At 47.9% G+C, this 18,304-nt stretch carries 14 protein-coding genes, 1 other RNA gene and 2 pseudogenes; 13 read left to right on the forward strand and 4 right to left on the reverse strand.

What is annotated here, in order from left to right; all coding sequences use genetic code 11:
* Positions 1-6 precede the first annotated feature (6 nt).
* Positions 7-663: an alpha-ribazole phosphatase family protein gene (gene cobC, locus LN737_RS16915; protein ID WP_405510972.1), complete on the reverse strand. Its 657-nt coding sequence runs from the start codon at positions 661-663 to the stop codon at positions 7-9.
* A 72-nt stretch (positions 664-735) separates the two neighbouring features.
* Here cobC and LN737_RS16920 point away from each other — a divergent pair, with 72 nt between their 5' ends.
* Entirely contained in the window at positions 736-1,233 is a 498-nt protein-coding gene (locus LN737_RS16920; protein WP_405510973.1) for a DUF421 domain-containing protein, read from the forward strand.
* Positions 1,234-1,263: 30 nt separating this feature from the next.
* Here LN737_RS16920 and LN737_RS16925 read toward each other — a convergent pair whose 3' ends face one another.
* Positions 1,264-1,908 carry a hypothetical protein gene (locus LN737_RS16925; protein ID WP_405510974.1) on the reverse strand — a complete coding sequence of 215 codons (645 nt, stop codon included), beginning with the start codon at positions 1,906-1,908 and terminating at the stop codon, positions 1,264-1,266.
* A 167-nt stretch (positions 1,909-2,075) separates the two neighbouring features.
* Here LN737_RS16925 and ssrA point away from each other — a divergent pair.
* From ssrA to LN737_RS16940, 3 genes are all read left to right on the forward strand, one after another.
* Positions 2,076-2,450, forward strand: a transfer-messenger RNA (tmRNA) gene (gene ssrA, locus LN737_RS16930).
* Between the two features lie 202 nt (positions 2,451-2,652).
* Positions 2,653-3,132, forward strand: coding sequence for a VanZ family protein (locus tag LN737_RS16935; protein WP_405510975.1), 480 nt, complete (start codon positions 2,653-2,655; stop codon positions 3,130-3,132).
* Positions 3,133-3,293: 161 nt separating this feature from the next.
* A complete protein-coding gene (locus LN737_RS16940; RefSeq protein ID WP_405510976.1) occupies positions 3,294-4,007 on the forward strand; it encodes a TylF/MycF/NovP-related O-methyltransferase in 714 nt (237 codons plus the stop codon).
* Between the two features lie 516 nt (positions 4,008-4,523).
* On the opposite strand, the gene LN737_RS16945 is transcribed toward LN737_RS16940, so the two are convergent.
* Positions 4,524-4,799, reverse strand: coding sequence for a hypothetical protein (locus tag LN737_RS16945; protein WP_405510977.1), 276 nt, complete (start codon positions 4,797-4,799; stop codon positions 4,524-4,526).
* Positions 4,800-4,905: 106 nt separating this feature from the next.
* A pseudogene (locus tag LN737_RS16950) lies at positions 4,906-5,654 on the reverse strand (SDR family oxidoreductase).
* Between the two features lie 207 nt (positions 5,655-5,861).
* On the opposite strand from LN737_RS16950, the pseudogene LN737_RS16955 reads away from it, so the two are divergent.
* The 9 genes and pseudogenes from LN737_RS16955 to LN737_RS16995 all read left to right on the forward strand — a co-directional run bounded on the left by LN737_RS16955 (position 5,862) and on the right by LN737_RS16995 (position 18,302).
* Positions 5,862-6,769, forward strand: a pseudogene (locus LN737_RS16955) (histone deacetylase).
* Between the two features lie 74 nt (positions 6,770-6,843).
* Entirely contained in the window at positions 6,844-7,614 is a 771-nt protein-coding gene (locus tag LN737_RS16960) for an HpcH/HpaI aldolase/citrate lyase family protein (protein WP_405510978.1), read from the forward strand.
* Between the two features lie 144 nt (positions 7,615-7,758).
* Positions 7,759-8,076: a 50S ribosomal protein L21 gene (rplU, locus tag LN737_RS16965; protein WP_405510980.1), complete on the forward strand. Its 318-nt coding sequence runs from the start codon at positions 7,759-7,761 to the stop codon at positions 8,074-8,076.
* Between the two features lie 95 nt (positions 8,077-8,171).
* A complete protein-coding gene (gene rpmA, locus LN737_RS16970) occupies positions 8,172-8,489 on the forward strand; it encodes a 50S ribosomal protein L27 (RefSeq protein ID WP_405510981.1) in 318 nt (105 codons plus the stop codon).
* 130 nt (positions 8,490-8,619) lie between these two features.
* Entirely contained in the window at positions 8,620-9,222 is a 603-nt protein-coding gene (locus LN737_RS16975) for a NifU family protein (RefSeq protein WP_405510982.1), read from the forward strand.
* A 164-nt stretch (positions 9,223-9,386) separates the two neighbouring features.
* Positions 9,387-10,811, forward strand: coding sequence for a DUF5723 family protein (locus tag LN737_RS16980; RefSeq protein ID WP_405510983.1), 1,425 nt, complete (start codon positions 9,387-9,389; stop codon positions 10,809-10,811).
* 62 nt (positions 10,812-10,873) lie between these two features.
* The gene (gene recG / locus LN737_RS16985) at positions 10,874-12,982 is read left to right on the forward strand and encodes an ATP-dependent DNA helicase RecG (RefSeq protein ID WP_405510985.1); all 2,109 of its coding nucleotides are present in this window, start codon (positions 10,874-10,876) and stop codon (positions 12,980-12,982) included.
* Between the two features lie 166 nt (positions 12,983-13,148).
* A complete protein-coding gene (locus LN737_RS16990; RefSeq protein ID WP_405510986.1) occupies positions 13,149-16,430 on the forward strand; it encodes a TonB-dependent receptor in 3,282 nt (1,093 codons plus the stop codon).
* Between the two features lie 18 nt (positions 16,431-16,448).
* Positions 16,449-18,302 (forward strand): RagB/SusD family nutrient uptake outer membrane protein, encoded by a 1,854-nt coding sequence (locus LN737_RS16995; RefSeq protein ID WP_405510987.1) that lies wholly within the window; start codon positions 16,449-16,451, stop codon positions 18,300-18,302.
* Positions 18,303-18,304 lie beyond the last annotated feature (2 nt).

The raw sequence follows: 18,304 nt of genomic DNA on the forward strand, positions 1-18,304 counted from the left end.
ATAGCATCAACGGTTAATGTATTGAATCGTGTAAGACGATTTAGTCAGGGTGAGCCTGGAAACAGCCCCATAGTCGAGGTTGATTCGGTAAGCGTTCGGCAAAGGTAACTCCATAAACAGACAGAGCAAAGCCCGGATCACTCCCCCGTGCGAAACAATGAACACCGGTTGCGGTAAATCAGTGTCAGCCAATGGTAAAATACGTTCCTGCCATAACTGACATACCCGGTCAAACACATCCTGAAAATTTTCTCCATTGGGGGTTCGGGTATGTACGAAGTTCGCTCGCCAGGAACTAAGTTGATCGGAGTTGATATCGGCCCAGGGAACCATCTCCCAATCGCCAAAGAAAAATTCTTTCAGGCGGTCATCAAACAGCACCTGCGGACTTTGTGAATCAACAACCGCTGTTTGCCCCGGTGCTACTTCAATCTGACTACCCTTTGTTAAGTGTGCTGCCAGATCTTCGGCCAGTCGACGACAACGACGTAACGGCGATGAAAAAATAAGCCCCGGCGATGGCAGAAGCTGGTGGTCGGGCAGATGCGTGATAATCCGGTCAAACTGCTCCGCATACGTATCGGCCAGATCGACATCGGTTTGTCCATAGGCAATCTGTCGAGTAACGGTCACTTCTGTATGTCGAATTAGGTAGATGTCCATGCTGGGTTGGGCTTTAAGGCCAAACTCCCCAGCCTGAAATAGGTTTTATTGGCACACTTAACCATACACTACATGAAAGCTGTATTGCTGATTGAAATTGATTGGGAAAAAATGTTTGTGCCAGGCCTGTCATTGCTGGAAATCGTGATCCGGGGCTCGCTGACATACTGGTTTTGCTTTCTGTACATCCGGTTCTTCAGGCGCGGAGCCGGACAACTTGGCATTGCGGATCTGCTGTTGATTACCCTGATTTCCGACGCATCGCAAAACGCCATGGCGGGTGAGTACCATACGATTACTGAAGGTTGCCTGCTGGTGGGCGTACTGGTGTTTTGGGATTATGCGATCAACTGGCTGGGTTTTCGGTCGGTCTTTTTCAGCAAAATAGGCGAACCCGAACCCGTCTTGCTGATTAAAAACGGAGTGATGCTACGGCAAAATATGAAAAAGGAATTAATTACATCCTCCGAATTAATGGGTATGCTTCGGGAGCAGGGCGTTGACGACGTAACGGACGTGAAAACCTGCTATATCGAAGGAAGTGGCAATATCAGCGTAATAAAACGCTAGTATACAATGAGTAAGTCACTGGCCGAAAACTTAATTCGCGGAATAATAGTGTTGCAAATAAACGATCAGCCGTTCAAAATAAACCTGTTCGTATGGGTTCTGCGTCTGGTGAATGAGCAAATGCCGGTAACGGTCAATCAGGCCATCGAAATGGGGATTATGATTCAGCTGGGCAGCAATTAGCCCTTTGTAGCAGCGATGCGTCTGATTGTACACGTACTGACAAGGCTCACCAGGTGATTCGTTTAACAACTGATCCAGGGTAGATAACGTAGAGGCCGTAGTCAGAAAGTCGAACCCCTGTTTATCGAAAAACTGCGCAATCTGCTCACAGATTTCGGGTAACTCTTCCTCGGAATGAATTTTATACCGAAAGTATTTTGCTCCGCTAAACCGGCCCATCGACACAATCAGCGTGTTGGCGTCAGAGCGAAGGTCGGGTTGGTTATTCAGAAATTGCTGGGCAATCTGCTCAACCTGTTCATTCCGGCAGCCAAAATTTACGTCGACCATTGTATCGTCGGGATAAAAAACCGACGATAGGATGATGTTCTGAAAACCAGCGGTTGTCGTTCGGCGAAACTGCTTTTTCTCACTAAGCAGTTTATAATCATGATCCGTAAAAAACGGGACCAGATGCTGATAGAGGTGCGTTTCAAAGGGGGTGATAGTCATTGCTTAAGCCATGCCAATCGATAGAGATTGTCGCACTAACACAAAACTACAGAATGGTTAATAATGTTATTACGATTTTGTGAAAAAAATGAATTATAACACTAAGACGAACCAAATGCATCACGCCTGAGTTAAGCTTGTACACGCCCCGCCTGGGGTGTCAATCTGGGGACGACCGGAATTGACAGCTTGCAGAGGTCGCGTGTAAGCATGCCGGGAGTTGACGGAATTTCCCGACCCGAACAAATCGTCAAAACAATAACTGGCGAGTATAACTACGCCATGGCTGCCTAATCCGGAGGATTAAGCAATAGCCATTGTCTCCCCGGCCTACGTGCTGCTGGCTGGATCAGGAGGCATCGACTCGCAGCGCTGGCTCAGTTTATGGTGTTAACGGCTGAGTAAGACACAAGCACCTACGGATGAGGTTTGGTATGGTACACACCGGACTGATTCCCGACAATCCCAAGCGTACCTAAGCATGTAGAAAGCACGACGAGTTCCTTGACTGGACGAGGGTTCAAATCCCTCCGTCTCCACTACGTAAAAGCCTGTAAACCAAAAGTTTATAGGCTTTTTTGTTGCTACTAATAAGCGGTAAGAAGGCTTATAATGGCAGTTTGAGGTTCAGCCAGACAAAAACTGGCTCGAACGGGATTAGGAGAAACACTATAAACCGCATCACCTTAAACGACCGAGATAGTTGGACAAACAGTCACTTTAGTATTTTAATCAATCTGGGTTTTGGAATTCACTAACTCAGTGTTTAGTCATACAGTGTGGCGTTTTAATGGTCGTTACTTACTTTTGGGCACTATGCGTTGGATATACATTGCCTTGATAATCGGTGTCGGTTTAGTTTTGTACCTTAGTTGGGAGCCTGACCCAAGCATGAAACATATTCGGTTTATACCTGCCTGGATTGGCCGTTGGGCGGACGCTAAACCTAACTGGGAACTTAGAACTGCCGTTCCGTTTGTGTTTTTAGGCATACTAATGAGTATACTTCCCAGCCGCTGGCCATTTTATAAACATTGGGTAAATTCATGGTTAATGCTGGTGGGCATAGTGATTCTGGCTGAAACAGGGCAGTTGTTTATACCCGAACGTTATTTTCAATGGGAAGATATTGGTTGGGGGGCACTAGGGGGTGCTATTGGTTTATGTATAGGGGCCATTTTATTGTTTATCACCCGCAAACTCATTGGCACAAAACGCGGATAGGCATCATCATTTACCGAGTAAATACGAATTATCTTAAAATCTTGGCGTTCTCCTGTCAAGTCTGTAACGGCATTTACGTGTCTGACCTATAGATTTGCCTGCAACCTGGTTAAACAATACGCGCGATGACTTCATTAAAAAGCTTTCTTAAAAGACTCACAATGAAGTTGCTTCCTTACACGAGCGAACCATTGGCTGCCCTGGATGTGGAAGATCGAAAGCTGATCGTAAAGCTTCGCCAGAACTTCCTGACCTATTTATCGGACAGCAAGATGGTTCGGATTCTTGATGTTGTCCGTCAAATAGAGGACAAAAAACTGGCGGGTTTATTTATTGAAGCGGGATGTGCGCTCGGTGGATCAACTATATTGATTTCATCGGTTAAAGACCCGAAGCGACCCATGAAGGTGTATGATGTTTTCCAGACGATCCCTGCGCCAACCCAGGAGGATGGCGAAGAAATACATAAGCGCTATGAAATAATCACAGAGGGAAATGCGAAAGGACTTGGTGGCGATACGTACTATGGCTACGAAAAAAATCTGTATGAGAAAGTGAAGTCAAATCTTAAAAAATTTGGCATCACCCAGGAACACAACCACGTATTCTTGATAAAGGGCCTTGTACAGGATACGCTGGAAATAAATGAGCCCGTGGTCTTTGCGCATATTGATGTTGACTGGTATGAGCCCGTAAAAATCTGCCTCGAACGTATTACACCCAGGCTAGTTGTTGGCGGAAGTATAATTCTTGATGATTACTACGATTGGGAAGGATGTGGAAAGGCCATTGACGAATATTTTCAAGAAAAAATGGATCAGTTCCACATGGATGACTCGGGCGAGTCCCTATTAATCAGCCGAATCAAGTATTGAAAAAAAGAACTCTTAATAATAGGCGGCTACCGGCTAAAAGTCAGGAAATAGATGGCTGCACAGGGGACGTATTGTCGAACAGTTATTTCTGTAATTACGGCAGTAGCGAAAAAATAAAATTTAGAAGCCAAAGAAGAAGGCCAAGGATACTAAACAGCAGTAGCCAGGGGGCGAGTAAGAACGGTTGCTTTTTAGTTTGCATGTCGATGACTTACGTTCAATTGGAACATTACCTCCTATAAAGCGCAGAATTAAATCCGAACGGATCGTAAATATACTAGTACCAACTAGTATAAAGCAACTATTAACTGAGCGTACCCACTAACTTTTAAGTTAATAGGTACGTTCCTGCATTAGGCACGACAAGCGCTTTGAATGGCCCTGCTTTGGCTATTTTTAGGCATATTGTCCAAAATTGCGTTTAATTAATACTATTTGTAATAGTTACGTAGTACGCTGATTTTTAGATTTATGGCGTAATGGTTTGTGTATGCATGCTTAGCATTCATCCAGCCATTATTCGTCGGTCAACTCCGGGTCAGGCTCTGTTCCATCATTATTACCTAACGTATCGCCATTGCCATAATGGGTTTGATCGGGTTCCATAGAGGGACTGCCTGATGGAATTCCGATGCCGTCCGGTCCACTGTCAACGTTACCTACCAGGTCCGTTGGGTTGTAATCTTCATTGAGCATAATGCTCTCGTCGGGCGTTTGAGCGGGGCCATCCGTGTCGGGCCGGAAAGTCTGTGACTGCTCATTGAGCATGGCGTCCTGATTTACATTTTCCATAAAAGTTTAGAATAAACGTGACTGGTTACGGATCGTTTTGTGCAGATAAACTGCGGTTATTATTTGCTTCTATTAAACGAACGAGGCCAGATTGATGTTCGACTGCCTACACATAAATCATTTTGCGGGTCATGCCACCGTCTACGATAAAATTTTGTCCGGTAATGAAATTGTTTTCTGGGGCTATCAAAAAAGAATCATGCGGGCAATATCATCAGCCTGGCCTACGCGACCGGCCGGGTGCTGCGCGTGATCTTCAGGGCGAAGATCGTCACTTTTGGCTTTTGCCTTTTTCTTCAGCGCCGATACGTCGATCCAGCCGGGGCTGATGGCGTTTACCCGAATATCGGGGCCCAGACTAATCGCCAGCGAGTGGGTTAACGCAATAATACCGCCCTTGCTGGCTGAGTAAGCAAACGTATCGGGTTCCGACTGAATGGCCCGAGTCGACCCTACATTGATGATGCACCCTTTTTGAGCGGCCAGATACGGAACAGTATGTTTAGCACATAGAAAAGCGCCCGTCAGGTTCGTACCGATTACGCGGTTCCATTCGTCGAGGGTAAGTTTGTCAAGCGGTTTTTCAATCATGATGGCTGCGTTATTGATCAGCGCATCAATCTGCCCAAAATGAGAAGCTGTTTGTTCGGCCGCCTTCCGGATATTGGTTTCACTCGATACGTCGCAGGAAACAAAAAGAATCTGAGCGGACGAGGCTTTGAAGGCTTCCCGAAGCTCGGCCAAGGCTTCTGTATCGGCTTCCCAGATGGCTACCCGATAACCATGCGTGAGTAAATATTGGGTAACAACGCGACCAATGCCCTGGCCACCTCCGGTAATAATAGCTGTTTTCATACTAGTTGGATCGAAATTGAACGGGAGGAACCCAAACAACGACCAAAGTACACGCATTGGTAACACAATTAAAGAAAGATGGGTTAACGAGGGTGTAACTTTATCCAACGGGACAGCCTAATGGCATTGATGATTGCGGGTTTTAGGAGGCTGATTGGCGCTTCAATTCACCTCTGAATCAGCAATCAAAAACCAGAAATTGACTTCATGCTTCAGATTGCGTTTTCGCCGGTGTATCGGCTACGGTTGCCCGAAGGTCACCGGTTTCCAATGCTCAAATATGAGCTGATTCATGAGCAGCTACTCTACGAAGGAACATGTACCGATGCCAATTTTTTCGCCCCCACACCCGCTGATGATCGCTGGGTATTGGGTGTTCACACGGAGCAGTACGTTCATTCGCTTAAAACTGGAACGGTTGACCCGAAAATGATACGTCGAATCGGTTTTCCGCTTACTCCCGAACTGATTGAACGTGAGTGGATCATCACTCAGGGAACGATAGATTGTACGCAAATCGCTCAACGAGACGGTATTGCCATGAATATAGCAGGAGGTACGCATCATGCCTATCCTGACCGGGGAGAGGGTTTCTGTCTGCTCAATGATGTTGGTGTGGCATCTCATTACCTGCTTCAAACCAATCAGATGAAGAAAATTCTGATTGTGGATTTAGATGTTCATCAGGGCAACGGCACAGCGGTTATGTTTCAGCAGGAACCGCGTGTGTTTACGTTCAGTATGCACGGGAAGGATAATTACCCGCTAAAAAAAGAGCAGTCTGATCTGGATATTGAGTTGCCAACGGGCACCACCGATGAAGCTTACCTGAATCGGTTATACGATTCGTTGCCCGGCCTGATTCGGCGTGAACAACCTCAGTTTCTGTTTTATATTTCAGGCGTGGATATTCTGGCGTCGGATCGACTTGGCAAGCTAAGCGTCAGTCGGGAAGGGTGTCGGCAGCGGGATATTTTTGTCTTTGAACAGGCCATTCGAAACAATTTGCCCATTACGGTCTCCATGGGGGCGGATATTCGCCACGCCTTACAGACATCGTTGAAGCGCATTGCAATACGTTTCGAGAGGCTGTTAACCTGTTTGAGAATACGTAGTATAAATGATCTTATCTACCTGAATCTACCACCTGAACCAATGAACCAACGAGCCAACTGATTACCTTCGCAGCATGAAGCAAAACATTGTAAAAACCCGCCTTAAAAATAACCTGCCCGTACTGGGCGTCCTTGCCAATAGCTCTGATCCAACCATAGCCGAACTCTGTGGATTTTCGGGACTTGACTTTTATATGATTGATGGAGAGCATAGTCCCGTCACGACGGCTCAGGTACAGGACATTGTGCGAGCCTGCGAAGTGAGCGGGATTACGCCCCTGGCGCGTGTGCGGAGTAATGATCCCAAATTGATTCTACAGTATTTAGATGTGGGTGTCATGGGCATTATGTTGCCGGGTGTCGGCACGGTAATGGAACTGGAAGCGCTCGTGCAGGCTGTTAAATACCCACCGCTTGGTATGCGTGGTTTTGGGTTTGTACGAGCTTGTGATTATTTGCAGGGCACCATGAATCAGGGTGAATACGTAACGTTTTCGAACGAACAAACGCTTGTGTTACCCATGATTGAATCCAGAGAAGCCATTGATAATCTGGATGATTTATTGACCGTTGAGGGCATCGACGGCTTTGTTATCGGGCCACGGGACTTAGCCATGTCCATGGGCTATTATGACGGTCCCGGTCATGATGAAGTGAAGCGAGCCATTGCTGGTGTTGTTGAGAAGATTAGGAAAGCGGGCCTTGTGGTGGGAACTGTGGCTACGTCTGGCGATCAGGCTAAAGCCCTGATAGATCGGGGCGTACTGTTCTGTCTCAATACGTTTGCAGGTTTGCTGAAGTCAGCTGCCGGAGATTTTATGAAAGGGAGAGGGAATGATGAATGATGAATGATGAATGATGAATGATGAATGATATTCCTAGGGGCAAATAATGTTTTTGGGCATTTAAAATAATTCATCACTCATCATTCATCATTCATCATTTTTTGCTTACCTTTGCACCCTCATTTTCAATTTCATACACAACTCATGTACGCAATCGTAGAGATCGCAGGGCAGCAATTCAAGATCCAGAAGGGTCGCTCCATCTATACCCACCGGTTAGAGGGCGATGTGGACGCTGCACTTGCCTCCGACAAGGTGAAAATTCTCCTTGTTGACAACGAAGGAAGCATCACCGTCGGTGCTCCAACTGTCGCTGGAGCGGCAGTATCGGCTAAAATCGTCGAACATTTGAAAGGCGAAAAAGTAATCGTCTTCAAAAAGAAACGTCGGAAAGGTTATAAAAAGAAAAATGGCCACCGTCAGTACTTGACGAAGGTTTTTATCGAAGACATCACACTGTAACCCGTTGTAAAGTTGTATAGTCGTGAAGTTATAAAGTGATTTTCAATCCAAACTTTACCGCTGTATAACCCTATAACTTTAGAACGCTTAAAAAAATGGCACACAAGAAAGGTGTAGGTAGTTCCAAAAACGGCCGCGACTCGATAAGCAAACGCCTTGGCGTGAAGTTGTTCGGCGGTCAGTCGGCTATTGCCGGTAATATTATTGTCCGTCAGCGTGGCACAAAGCATCATCCTGGCAAAAACGTTGGTCTGGGCAAAGACTTTACGTTGTTTGCTTTAGTTGATGGTACCGTGAAATTCCGTCCTGGTCGGGATAGCCGGTCATACGTAGATATCATTCCAGCTGGGCCGTCAGCTGTAGAAACAGCGCCGATTGCTGAAGCACCGGCAGCTGCTACAGCAGAAGCTTAAAGCATGACAACTTATTGAAGAACCCGCCTGATAGAATTCGGCGGGTTTTTTTATGGCAAAAAACTAAAAAAATAATTGGGGTGTTAACCTGTCATTGTATCCGGTGTAAACCGAAAACCATCGATTTGTTATGAACGCTGCATTGAGCCGTCCTGTCTCCATATTTACCGAAGGAAGTCCTAATCCGAACTCGATGAAGTTCGTCGTCAACTTCGAACTTGTACCTTCCGGCCTTTCCTTCGACTACGCTACGCCGGGTGATGCCCTTCTCGAAGGGAAAGCCTCGCCACTGGCCATCGCTCTTTTTGGGTTTGAGTTCGTTCGTCGGGTGTTTATCTCCGGCAACTTCGTTACGCTAACCAAAGACGATGAGACCGATTGGGACGACGTACTGTTTGAGGTCAAGCTTTTTCTGAAAGAGTATTTCGGTGAGCAGAAGCCTGTTTTCGCACAACGGACAATGGATGCCAATACCACCAAGCTGGATATGGATTCGGAAACGGTGCAAAAAATTAAAGCTGTGCTGGATCAATACATTCGCCCGGCGGTTGAATCGGATGGAGGGGCTATTAGCTTCTACTCATTTGATGAACCAAGCGGTACCGTAAAAGTGCTTTTGCAAGGCTCCTGCAGCGGTTGCCCATCCTCGACCCTGACGCTTAAAGCGGGGATTGAGAACTTACTGACCCGTTTGGTGCCCGAAGTAAAAACGGTAGAAGCTGAGGGGGTATAAATGCTGGGCGCAGGGTGCCAGGAGCATGGTTTTAGTGACTAGTTTCTCCTTGCACCCTGCACTACGCTCCTTGCTAGTTTTTAAAAATAAGTCCGTCATTGGCAACCCCAGTGGCGGATTTGCGTTTGTATAGGGGAACGCTGTTCCATTCATCTATTCACTGCATGAAATACTGGCTCACTTTAGGAGGATTTTTACTTTTTTCAACCATTAGTTTATCCCAGAATCTGCTGGGAATTTCGACCAGTCGGTATGGGGGAACCAACCGGCTTTACATCAATCCAGCTCTGGCAGCCGACTCGCCCAGCCGCTTTTTTCTGAATGCTGCGGTAGGTAACATTCATGCTGATAATAATTACGTTCGCTACCAAGCGCCTTTTTCGTTATTGCGGTTTGTTACAGGGAATGTGCCCGGCCAGTATAAAAATCCAGATGGGTCGATTCATTTCGATGTTGACTATACCCGCGAGAATCTGGATGGCAAGCCTAAGAACGGTACATTAACGGGTGAAATTCGTGGCCCTGCTATATTGATTCGAACGAGTGACTACTCGGCTTTTGCCATTACAACTCGCTTTCGGGGAATAGGTCAGGTTCTGGGGGCGTCACAATCATTACTGTCTGCCTTACGAGCAGGTCTGGGGGATAAAGCACTGTACAGCATTCCAACCGATAACAATCAGTTCAATCTGAATACCAATACGTATTCTGAGCTGGCTTTTACCTATGCGGGCACCCTTTCAGAAGGAGATGGACAGAAATTGCTGTTGGGCGTAACGGCGAAAGTGCTGATCGGGTACAACGCGCAGCATTTTATCAACCGGGGCGCTAACTACCAGATTGTGGCCGACCCCAATAATCTGAACAATGCCTTTCTGGAACTGAATCAGTTGGATGCTACTCTGGGATACACCACATTTCTTAAGAATCGATCCATTACGCCCCGAACCCTGTTTAGTACCGATTCGCCTGGTCGCGGTTTTGGCTTCGATGTTGGCATGACGTATATTAATCAGTATGATACAGATAGTCCGGCTTTGCAACTCGGCGTAGCGCTTACGGATGTGGGAGGGTTGACGTATAAGGGCCAGCAGTATAATTACGCCGATATTGGCCAAAACCCGGTACGTTTCACCAGCAGCGATTTTACTCGAATTACGGGCAGTATCGATGCGCTGCAAAGTGTTCAGGATAAGCTGAATATCGGGCGTACACCCGATAAAACCAGCTTTCGGGCTGGATTGCCGACCTCACTCAACCTTACTTTCGACTATCAGACTCCAGCAGGGTTTGGCGTAAACGTAACGTACTTCCAGGACGTCCGGCCGAAACAGGCGCTTGCCGTCCACCAGCCCACTATGTTTGCCGTAACTCCTCGCTACGATACGCGCTGGGTGAGTTTAGCGTTACCGATTGCGTACCTCAATCACGGACTGACAGCGGGGGCATCGGTTCGGGTAGGGCCCGCCTGGCTCGGTACGGATAATTTTCTGGGACTAGTCGGGAATACATCCAATGGTATTCGGCCACGAGGTTTAGATATTTACGCTGGTGTTGCGTTTGGCATTGGGCGGATGAATGAGGAGTAAATTGCCCTTTTTTTGTATTTTTGGTCAAATCCTGTCAATAAGCCGGATTTTATGGGTCTGTTATGACCGAGCGAACTACTTATTTCGATACACCGCTTCTTTACCTGAAAGGCTTGGGCCCGCAGCGGACAGAATTGCTCAACAAAGAGCTGAATCTGTTTACCTATGGTGACCTGATTCAGTATTATCCCTTTCGCTACGACGACCGGACCCGTTATTATACGATCAGTGAATTGATGGAGTCGATGCCGTCGGCGCAGGTACGCGGGCGGATTCGCGAGTGGTACATGGAAGGTGAAGGACCCAAAAAACGTCTGGTCGCTACGTTTACCGATGGCACAGGTACAATGAGTCTAGTCTGGTTTCAGGGTATTACGTACATCGAGAAAACACTACGTCGGGATGGAGATTATATAGCGTATGGGAAACCGCAGTCGTTTAATGGGCAGTTCAGTATTGTTCACCCGGAGCTGGAAAACGCCAATACCGCTCAGGAGCAGGAAGCCGGTTTTTTCCCGGTTTATAACCTGACCGAAAAACTTCGTAAACGCCATCTCGATAGTAAGGTTCTGGGCAAAGCCATGCGTTTGTTGCTGGAACAATCCTGGCCGCATATCCACGAAACGCTGCCCGACGAACTTATCCAGAAGTACCGGCTGATTGGCAAGCGGGAAGCCATGTGGAATATTCACCTACCACAAAATCAAGGGTGGCTCAAACAGGCGCAACGTCGGCTTAAGTTTGAAGAGCTGTTCTACAATCAGTTACGGTTGATCAAAAACAAGCTGATTCAGAAAGAAGAGTTTCCGGGGCAGATTTTCCGGGATACCTCACTGGTGAAGCATTTTTACAATGAACTCCTGCCGTTTGAACTCACGGGTGCTCAACAGCGGGTTATCAAGGAAATCTATGCCGATTTGCTGACCGGCAAGCAAATGAACCGGCTGTTGCAGGGCGACGTAGGTAGTGGTAAAACCATCGTTGCGTTTATTGCCTGCCTCATGGCAATTGGCAACGGCGCACAGGCCTGCCTGATGGCCCCCACCGAAATCCTGGCTGACCAGCATTACAACGGACTCAAGCCGTTTGCCGACGCAATGGGGTTAAACCTCGGTATCCTGACCGGCTCGACTAACAAAAAACGTCGGACAGTTCTGCACGAGGAACTGCAATCGGGCAAAATGCATATTCTGGTTGGGACGCATGCACTGCTCGAAGACGTAGTCCAGTATAAAAATCTTGGCCTGTGTATCATCGATGAACAGCACCGGTTTGGCGTAGCACAGCGGGCTAAACTCTGGCGTAAAAACGAGGTTGTTCCCCCGCATATTCTGGTGATGACCGCTACGCCAATTCCCCGTACGCTGGCCATGACACTTTACGGTAATCTGGACGTATCGGTCATTGATGAACTTCCCAAAGGGCGTAAACCGATTAAAACCGTTCATAAATTCGATAAACACCGCTCGGAAGTATTTGGCTTTATGCGGCAGCAGATTGAACTGGGGCGGCAGGTGTATGTCGTGTATCCATTGATTGAGGAGTCCGAAAAACTGGATTACAAAGATCTGATGGACGGTTACGAAAGTATGCAGCGGGCTTTCCCCCGTCCGAAATATGAGATAGGCATCTTGCATGGAAAAATGCTTCCGTACGAAAAAGACGACGAGATGAAGCGGTTTCTGAAAAATGAAACCCAGATACTTGTTGCCACTACTGTCATTGAAGTGGGTGTGAACGTACCGAATGCCAGTGTGATGGTTATTGAGAGTGCTGAACGCTTTGGCCTGTCGCAGCTGCACCAACTGCGGGGACGGGTAGGGAGGGGGGCCGACCAGTCGTACTGCGTCATGATGACCGGATATAAACTCAGCAGCGACACCCGTACCCGGCTTGAAACGATGGTACGTACCAACAACGGATTCGAAATAGCTGACGTTGACTTGCAACTCCGTGGGCCCGGCGATCTGACCGGTACCCAGCAAAGTGGTGTGATGGATTTGATGATTGCCGACCTAGCCAAAGATGCCGCCATTCTTACCGCTGCCCGCGACTCGGCACAAGCCATATTGATGGAAGATCCTGAACTTCTTCTACCTCAGCATACTCCCATCCGAAACCACGTTGACAGCCTCAAACAGACCGAAAATAACTGGGGCCGAATCTCCTGACAAGTAACTTCTGTTGGTTTAATAAGACTTTAAACTAATGGAAAAATGTTTAATTTTATATTGATATTGTTAAAAAACAGTTAATTGTAGATAAAAATAGCTAAGTAAATCTCTGTGAGTATTAGGCTTTATACGAATGTTACGCTTACTAAACCGTATCAAGCTTATGCAAAAACAATTTACTTATCCGAAGGTCCGTAACATACGAGAGGATACCTTCCCAAACGATGCGAATTGGTCCCGGCGAAATGTGTTCTATTTCATGTTTCTCCTTGGCCTGTTCTCTTCACTTGGCGCTTACGCTCAAACGAAAGTTTCGGGTAAAGTGCTTGACGCTCAGGGTATAGCTTTGCCAGGGGTAAGCATTGTCGTGAAGGGGACAACGACCGGTACCGTTTCCGCAGCCGATGGTGGCTATAATCTGAACGTACCGTCCCGAACATCAACACTGGTGTTTTCCTACATTGGGTTCCTCTCGCAGGAAGTACCCGTTAACAACCGTAACGAGATTAATATCACTCTGGCTTCAGACGACAAAATGTTGAATGAAGTCGTTGTTGTAGGGTATGGTGAACAGAAAAAAGAAACCGTAACGGGTTCCGTAGCAACCGTAAAAGGTACTGACCTGGTAAAATCGCCAGCTGTCAACTTAACCAACTCCATTGCCGGCCGGATGCCGGGTGTTATTGCTACCAATTCAAGTGGCGAGCCAGGTTATGATGGTTCTGCCATTCGTATTCGTGGATCAAACACACTGGGTAACAACGATGCGCTTATCGTTATTGATGGAGTACCTGCCCGGGCCGGGGGGATTGACCGGTTGAATCCAGCGGATATTGAAAGCATTTCGGTCCTGAAAGATGCATCGGCGGCTATCTATGGTTCGCGGGCGGCTAACGGTGTAATCCTGGTAACCACCAAGCGGGGAAAAACGGGTAAGCCTGAACTGAGCTACAACTACAATCAGGGTTGGTCGCAGCCAACGGTCATTCCGAAAATGGCGTCAGCCGCTGAATATGCGCAGCTAAACAATGAGATCAACGTTTACAACTTGAAGCCTCAGTACTGGAAAGCCGCTTCGGATGCGTTTGCTACGTCGGGTAGCTATACACTACCTGATGGAAGTATTGCCAAAGCTGCTTACACGCCTGATGAAATCAAGAAGTTTCAGGACGGATCAGATCCCTGGAAATATCCGAACACGGATTGGTTTAAAGCCGCACTGAAGGATTGGTCGCCCCAGTCGCGTCATACACTGCAATTAGTAGGTGGAAGCGAAAACGTTAAGTATCTGGTCTCGGCTAACTATCAGAATCAGGATGCTTACTACAAAAATTCAGCAACAGGCTACAAACAGTATGACTTCCGCCTGAATCTGGACGCCAAGATCAGCAAGCACATAAATCTGGTAACGGGCGTAGTTGGTCGTCAGGAAAACCGCTTTTTCCCAACAGTAGGCGCAGGTGCTATCTTCCGGATGCTAATGCGGGGGTATCCAAACAAACCAGCCTTTTGGCCAAATGGATTGCCTGCTCCCGACATCGAAAATGGTCAGCAACCTGTTCTGGTTACAACAAGTGCAACGGGTTATGACAGAGACACGCGCTATTATCTGCAAAGTAATGCCAGCGTAAACATCACCAACCCCTGGATTCCGGGTCTTAAACTGACGGGTAGCATAGCGCTGGATAAATACATTCAACAGGGTAAAACCTGGCAGACGCCCTGGTACGTGTATAGCTGGGATTACACATCCTACGATTCGAACAAGCAGCCTATTCTGCAACGGGTTAAAAAAGGACCGGATCAGGCAACACTGAACCAGTATACCAATGACCAGTTCAACTCACTGCTTTCGGGTATTCTGACCTACGACCATGTATTCGGTGGCAACCACGCTATAACCATTCTGGCAGGTATTACCAAAGAACAGTCGAACTCGAACGGATTTTCGGGATACAGAAAGTATTTTGCGTCGACAGCCATCGACCAACTGTTTGCTGGTGGTAGTGCTGAAAAGAACAGCAACACAACGGCTGCCTGGGAACGGGCTCGTATGAGTTACTTCGGTCGGGCTGCTTATAACTACAAAGAGAAGTATCTGGCTGAATTCCTGTGGCGGTACGACGGTTCGTATATGTTCCCCGCTAGTAGCCGCTGGGGCTTCTTCCCCGGTGTAACGGCCGGTTGGCGTATCTCAGAAGAAAACTTCTTCAAGAAAGGTCTGCCCGCTATCAGCTCACTCAAACTGCGGGCATCGTGGGGTCAGCTGGGTAACGACCAGGTGTATTTCAACAATACCCTGCGTGAATATGACTACCTGCCAACCTATGCGTATGGCGACGTAGTAAACTCGAACTGGGGTTATGTAATTGGTAATCAGGTTGCACAGACCCTGTACGAAAACGGTGTTCCCAACACAACCCTGACCTGGGAAGTAGCCAACAATGCTGATATTGGCCTGGAAGGGTCGGCGCTGAACGGAAAGATTTTCTTCGAATTCGACGTATTCCAGAACAAGCGGTCGAACATTTTGTGGCGGAAGAGCGCTTCCATTCCCCAGACAACGGGCGCTACGCTGCCTGCTACGAACATCGGTAAAATAACCAACAAAGGATATGAATTCCGTGTCGGTTATAATGGTCAGGCGGGTGAAGTAAAATATAGCGTGAGCGTAAACGGTGGCTACGCCAAAAATACCATTACGTTCTGGGACGAAACTCCCGGTGCTCCTGAGTGGCAGCGCTCGACAGGCAAACCAATGCCAACGAACGTAAACGACCCCAATCAGGCTAACGGTACGCTGCTTTATCAGTACGATGGAATCTTCTCTACCCAGTCTGAAATCGATGCCAATAAAATCGATTATAGCGGTGTAGGGGCCAGCACGCTGCGTCCGGGTGACATGCGCTTGAAAGACATCGACGGTAATGGTAAAATTGACGCAAACGACCGCGTTCGCGCCGATAAAAACAATCAGCCTCGCTTCCAGGGTGGTTTGAATGCCAGTGTTCGGTGGAAAAACTTCGACTTCAGCGTATTGTTCCAGGCATCGACTGGCGGGCAGATCTTCCTGCAAACGGAGTCGGGTACGATTGGTAACTTCCTGAAATGGAGCTACGATCACCGGTGGACGGTTGACAACCCAAGCACGACAGACCCCCGGATCGTTGACCGGAGCAACCAGTATTTCTCGAACGGTACGAGCTACTGGCTGAAAAGCACCGATTACGTGCGCCTGAAGAACGTAGAACTAGGGTATACGCTGCCTGCTACGATTGCTGGCAAAATTGGCCTGAGCAACCTTCGTGTTTACGTGAATGGCCTGAACCTGGCTACCTATGCACCACAAATGAAAGGTTTGTTTGATCCGGAGTCAACAAATAGTAGTGCACAGTACTATCCGCAGGCACGTATTATCAACACAGGTTTGTCACTCAGTTTCTAAACGATTAATCTGAACAGTATGAATTATATGATAAAATGCCTGGCGTTCGGCCTTTCTCTGGGCGTAGCGCTGGTTGGTTGCAATAGCGATTTCCTGAACACTAAACCGCTCGACAAGGTGGCTGGTGATGCCGTCTGGGCGGATGCTGCTCTGGCAGATGCCTTTGTGACGGATGTCTACAATGGTCTTCGGGATGGTATTCTGGACCAGATGAGCTTCGACTGTCAGACCGATAACGCTCTATATAGCTTCGGTAAGCAGGATGTCAACGAAGCCAACGTAAGCCCTTCCAATCTGGGAACTATCAAGAACACGATGGAATGGAGCCAGATGTATCAGCGAATTCGGGCTGCCAATATTGCGCTGGCCAATCTGGCCAAACCGAAGTTTGATAACACGGGTGGCATTGCTGATCGCATGAAAGGCGAAATGTATTTCCTGCGGGGTTATTACTATAACCAGTTGTTACGTTACTACGGAGGTGTACCGCTCATTAAAAAGCCATATACACTGAACGAAGGCGATTTTACGATTCCCCGGAATACATACGAAGAGTGCGTCAACTCCATCGTGAGTGATCTGGATTCGGCCGCTATTCTGCTGAAGGGCAAAACCCTGGCTGCTGGACGGGCCACCATGGGAGCGGCTTTGGCCATGAAAGCACGTGTGCTGCTTTATGCTGCCAGTGACCTGCATGATATTCCGACAGCCAAGGCCAAGTCGAGCGTAATTGCGTCGTTTACCAACCCGGAGTTGCTGGGTTACGTGAGTGGCGATCAGAAAGCACGCTGGCAGAAAGCTAAAGATGCGGCAAAGGCGGTTATGGATCTGAACCAGTACGGGTATAAACTGAATCTGACGGCACCTGTTACACCCGCCGAAGGTCAGCAGAATTACCTCAACCTGTCGCTGTCGCGTAATGGTGGTGAAGCTGATGGTATTTTCCTGAAATACTACATCCGGGCTTCATTTGACGACTGGGGATCATGGTATCCACGTAACAATATGCCGAATGGTTATCATGGCTGGACATCCAGCGAACCAACTCAGCAACTGGTTGATAGCTATGAGATGATGGACGGCACGAAGTTCGACTGGAAAAACCCAACCCACGCTGCTACCCCCTACGAAAACCGCGATCCTCGTTTCTACACGTCGATTCTGTATGATGGTGCGCAATGGAAACCCCGTACGCCCGATGGCGCTGGTATCGACCCGGCCGGTCAGATTCAGACAGGCTTTTACGAAACAGGAACCGGTGGAAGCACGGTAACGCCATACGCAGGACTTGACACGCGTAACAGTACCATCGAAAACTGGAACGGTACCTGGACAGGCTATGCTATCCGTAAGTTTATGGACCCCGATCCAACGCTGGTCGATATGAGCATTCGTCAGGAAGTGCCATCCATTCAGATTCGGTTTACCGAAGTCGTGCTGAATTATGCAGAAGCCTGTATGGCCTTGGGCCAGGATGAGGAAGCCAAAACCTGGATCAACCGGGTGCGTTTCCGGGCGGGTATGCCAGCCATGACCGAAACGGGTGCTGCACTGATGGCCCGCTACCAGAATGAACGGAACATTGAAATGCTGTTCGAAGATCAGCGCTTCTACGATGTTCGGCGCTGGATGATTGCCCCAACGGTATTGGGCCAGCAGGCAAAGATTATCGTGATCTCGGGCAAGCTCAAGCCGGGTAAAACGGTGACAACCTATAAGTATAGCAAAGACAATTACAACTATTCTTATAGCGTACAGGACCTGGGAACTGGTAAAGAGAATCGGAAGTGGAATGATAAAATTTACTTCCTGCCGATTAGCCGGGATGAAATCAACCGGAACAATAAATTAATCCAGAATCCGGGTTATTAGGT

It is taken from the genome of Spirosoma sp. KNUC1025 (assembly GCF_045160025.1).
Lineage (GTDB): Bacteria > Bacteroidota > Bacteroidia > Cytophagales > Spirosomataceae > Spirosoma.